This is a genomic window from Calidithermus terrae (genome assembly GCF_003574345.1).
Taxonomy (GTDB): domain Bacteria; phylum Deinococcota; class Deinococci; order Deinococcales; family Thermaceae; genus Calidithermus; species Calidithermus chliarophilus.
The window spans coordinates 1-4,057 of the sequence record NZ_QXDL01000289.1; the positions used below are offsets into that span (position 1 = coordinate 1).

3 protein-coding genes are annotated in these 4,057 nt (G+C 70.3%); 1 reads left to right on the plus strand and 2 read right to left on the minus strand.

Features of this window, described 5'->3' with window-relative positions; translation table 11 throughout:
- Window positions 1–134 precede the first annotated feature (134 nt).
- A complete protein-coding gene (gene hemG, locus Mterra_RS19455) occupies window positions 135–1,466 on the minus strand; it encodes a protoporphyrinogen oxidase (protein WP_170159752.1) in 1,332 nt (443 codons plus the stop codon).
- Window positions 1,467–1,568: 102 nt separating this feature from the next.
- On the opposite strand from hemG, the gene Mterra_RS19460 reads away from it, so the two are divergent.
- Entirely contained in the window at window positions 1,569–2,492 is a 924-nt protein-coding gene (locus tag Mterra_RS19460; RefSeq protein WP_119316632.1) for a peptidylprolyl isomerase, read from the plus strand.
- Window positions 2,493–2,629: 137 nt separating this feature from the next.
- On the opposite strand, the gene Mterra_RS19465 is transcribed toward Mterra_RS19460, so the two are convergent.
- On the minus strand, window positions 2,630–4,057 hold a 1,428-nt coding region (locus Mterra_RS19465), incomplete at its 5' end, for a DNA translocase FtsK (RefSeq protein ID WP_147372956.1).

Below are 4,057 nucleotides of genomic sequence, written 5' to 3' on the forward strand. Positions count from 1 at the left end.
CCCGCGGGGAGGGTTTATCCCCCCGGCCCCCCTTGCCAAGTGGGGTGACAAGGCGTTTTGCGTCTTGCGTCTTGCGTTTGGCGTACGACGTACGACGCACACCCGACGCACGACCCGCGTCAGGCGTTCACCCCCTAGCCCTCCGCCTTCTGCAACGCCAGGAAACCCGAAACCTTGCGCGCAGCCTGTTCCGCATTGGCGACGGCCTGCTCGAGCGGCCCCCCGGCGAAGAAGACCCCGGGCAATCGGGTGAGGGCGCTCTCGAGCAGGCCCTGGCGGCGGTGGTGCCCCAGGGTGGGCTGCGGCAGGGCGCCGACCTGGCGGAAGACCCAACTGCGCACCACCCGCGCATTCTCGCCCAGCTTGAGCTGTTCGCGCACCTGGCCCAGCGCCAGCCGGGCGAGCGCGGTGTCGCTCAGGCGGGCGGCCTCGCCCACCACGTCCAGCCGCAGCACCTCGAAGCCGGCCTCCACCCGCTCGGGGAAGCGGGCGCGGGTGCGGCTGAGGCGGTAGAAGCGCCCGGCCTCCTCCCACAGGCGCACGTCGTGGGGGTCGTCGGGGAGTTGCTCCTGGGCGAAGGCGAGGTGGACGCTGCTGTAGGGCAGGTGCGGGGTCTGGTTGAGCAGGGCGGTGGCCTGGGGGTTGATGTGGCGCAGGATGCGGGCGGCGGCGGGGGCCGAGCAGGCCAGCACCACGCTCTCGCCCTCGAGCAGCCCCTGTGGGGTGTAGACGCGCCAGTACGCGCCCTTGCGCTGCAGCACGGCCGCCTGCTGGCCGGGCCCGAAGGGCACCTTGCCCTCCAGGGCCTTGCCCAGCGCGTCGATGAGGGTGCCCATGCCCTGCGCGAAGGTCACGCGCGGCGCCGCGGACAGCTCGGAGCGGGCGCGGGTCAGGCTGCCGTGCTGGTTCTCGGCCTGCCAGAGCGCGGGGTAGGCCGAGCGCAGGGAGAGCTGGGCCGGGTCGCCGCCCCACTCCTCGCGCACCAGCGGCGCCAGCACCTCCCAAGCCGCGTTCCCCAGGCGCCGGGTGAAGAACTCGGCGACCGGTTCGTCCTCGAGGGTCCCCCGGCCCACCAGGCCCTCGCCCTGCAGGCGCAGGCGGGCGCTGAGCCCCAGCAGGGGGCCCATGCCCGCGTAGCTGCCGGGGTCGGAGGGGCGCAGCCCCTGGGGATAGGCCACCCACTGCCCGTTGCGTTTGAAGGCCTTGCGCTCCTGAACGGGGATGGCCTCGACCGACAACTCCCGCAGCAGCCTCTCCAGCGCGGGGGTGGAAGGGATGCTTTCGGGGCCGCACTCGAGCTGCAGCCCGGGCTGGCCCAGGGTGTGCAGCGCCCCGCCGGGGCGGGTACGGGCCTCGAGCACCGCGACGCTCAGCCCCTCCTTCTGGGCCTCGTAGGCGCAGGCCAGGCCCGTCAGCCCGGCGCCGACGACGATCAACTGGAACTTGGTGGACTCGGGAAAACTCACGCGGCTGATTCTACCGTGTTTTCTTCCGGTGTCCCCAGCGGCCCTTCCACCTGGCTGGCTCACCGCTCAACCCGCCCCCGCGGCCGCGTGCTAACATGATCCATGCGCTCGATTCTGTGGCTTTTGTGCGTGCTGGCCCCCCTTGCCCTGGCCCAGGGGGCCGACCCGGTCGTGGCGAAGGTGGGGAAGACCAACCTGACGCGGGCGTACTTCGACCTGCAGTGGGAGTACTTCACCCATCAGGCCCTCATCCGCCAGGGCATCCCCTACACCGCCGAGGCGGCGGAGGCCCTCGAGGACTTCAAACCCCGGCTGCTCGAGCGCCTCGCCAAAGACCGCGCCGTGATCAACGTGGCCGAGCGCCGGGGCTTCGCGGCCGGCGACGCCGCCGTGAACGAGCAGATCGACGCCGTGCGGGGGCGCTTCGAGAACGAGGAGGCTTTCCAGGCAGGGCTCAAGGAAGCCGGCTTGCGCGACCTGGCCGGCTACCGGCTGCTGGTGTACGAAGCCCTGACCTTCAACGCCTTCATGGACGACCTGGTGGGCCGCATCGAGATCAGCGTGCCCGCGATGAAGGTGCTGTACTACCTCAACCGCGCGCAGTTCAGCCAGCCGGCGCGCTACTGCTCCTCGCACATCCTGGTCGAGACCCCCGCCCAAGCCCAGGCCGTGCTGACCCGCCTCGCCAAAGGCGAGACCTTCGAAGCCCTCGCCAAGGAGCTCTCCATCGACCCCGGCACCCAGGCCGAAGGGGGAGACTTAGGCTGCTACCCCCTGGGTAACCTGATCGAGCCCTTCGAGCGGGCCATGGCCCGGCTGAAGGTGGGGGAGACCACCCGCACCCCGGTCAAGACCGAGTTCGGCTACCACATCATCCGGCTCAACAAGGTCGAGCCCATGGTCTATGCCCCCTTCGAAGCGGTGCAGGAGGGCCTGAGCTCCAGCCTCCTCGAGAGCACCCTCGACAAGCTCATCGACAACTACGCTCGGCTCGAGGGGGTGCAGTTGTTCCCGGAGAATCTTTGAGCGGGTTGGGGGCGGTGGCTGGTGGCCGATGCCGATAGCCGGACGCGGGTCGTACGTCGTACGTCCTACGCCAAACGCAAGACGCAAAACGCGAGACGCCTTGGCTCTCGGCCCTAGACCCTTGACCCTTCCCCGCTTCAGTTGCCGAAGTATTCCGGCAACTGGTCGCGGGTGATGAGCACTTCGCGGGGTTTGGAGCCCTGGTGGGGGCCGACGATGCCCATGGCCTCGAGGCTGTCCACCAGCTTCCCGGCGCGGGCGTGGCCTACGGAGAGGCGGCGCTGGAGGCGGCTCACGGAGGCGTAGCCCTCCTCGATGACCACCTCGGCGGCCTTGCGCAGCAGGGGGTCGGAGAAGTCCACCTCGCCGCCGCCCCCGCCCTCGCCGCCCAGGTTGGGCGGGCCGTCGAAGTCGGAGCCGTAGGCCTCGCCGAAGGCGTCCTCGAAGCTCTGCTGGCGCAGGAACTCGGCGAGTCGGTGCACCTCGCCCTCCGAGAGGTAGGGGCCTTGCAGGCGCACCGGCTTGGGCAGCCCCGGCTGGTGGAAGAGCATGTCGCCCTGGCCCACCAGGCGCTCGGCGCCCACGGTGTCGAGGATGGTGCGGCTGTCGAAGCCCGAGGAGACCGCGAAGGCCATGCGGGCGGGGATGTTGACCTTGATCAAGGAGGTCAGGATGTCCACCGAGGGGCGCTGGGTCGCCAGGATCAGGTGCATCCCGGTGGCGCGGGCCATCTGGGCCAGGCGCAGGATGGCCTGCTCGACCTCCTTGGGGGCGGTGATCATCAAGTCGGCGAGCTCGTCGATGACGATGACGAGGTAGGGGAGGGTGGGCTCGCCCACCGCCTTCATCTTCTCGTTGAACTGCTCGAGGTTGCGGGCTCCCACCTGGCTCATCATCTTGTAGCGCCGCTCCATGTGGGCCACCGCGCCCAGCAGCACCCCGGCGGCGTCGGCGGGGTTGGTGACGACGGGGCGGATCAGGTGGGGGATGCCCTCGTAGGGCGTGAGCTCGACCATCTTGGGGTCGATCATCAAGAAGCGCAGCTCGGTGGGCAGGAACTTGAAGAGCAGGCTGCTGATGAGGGTGTTGACCGCCACGCTCTTGCCCGAGCCGGTCGAGCCGGCGATGAGCAGGTGGGGCATCTTGGCGAGGTCACGCACCCAGATCTCGCCGTCGATGCTCTTGCCCAGCACCAGCGGCAGGCGCTCCTTCGATCGCACGAAGCTCGAGCCCGCGATGCCCTCGCTGTAGCGCACCACGTCGCGCTCGGCGTTGGGCACCTCGAGGCCGATGACGCTCTTGCCGGGGATGGGGGCCTCGATGCGCACCGAGCCGGCGGCCAGGGCGCGGGCGAGGTCGTTGGAGAGGTTGGCGACGCGGCTGATCTTCTCGCCGGGGGCGGGCTCGAGCTCGAAGCGCGTCACCGTGGGGCCGCGGGCCCAGCCCACCACCTTCGCCTCCACGTCGAAGCTCTTGAGCGCGGCGTCGATGGTCTCGGCCAGGCGGCGGGTGTTGGCTTCGAGCACCCGCGGGTCGTGCCTGGGGGCTTCGGGCGGGTCCAGCAG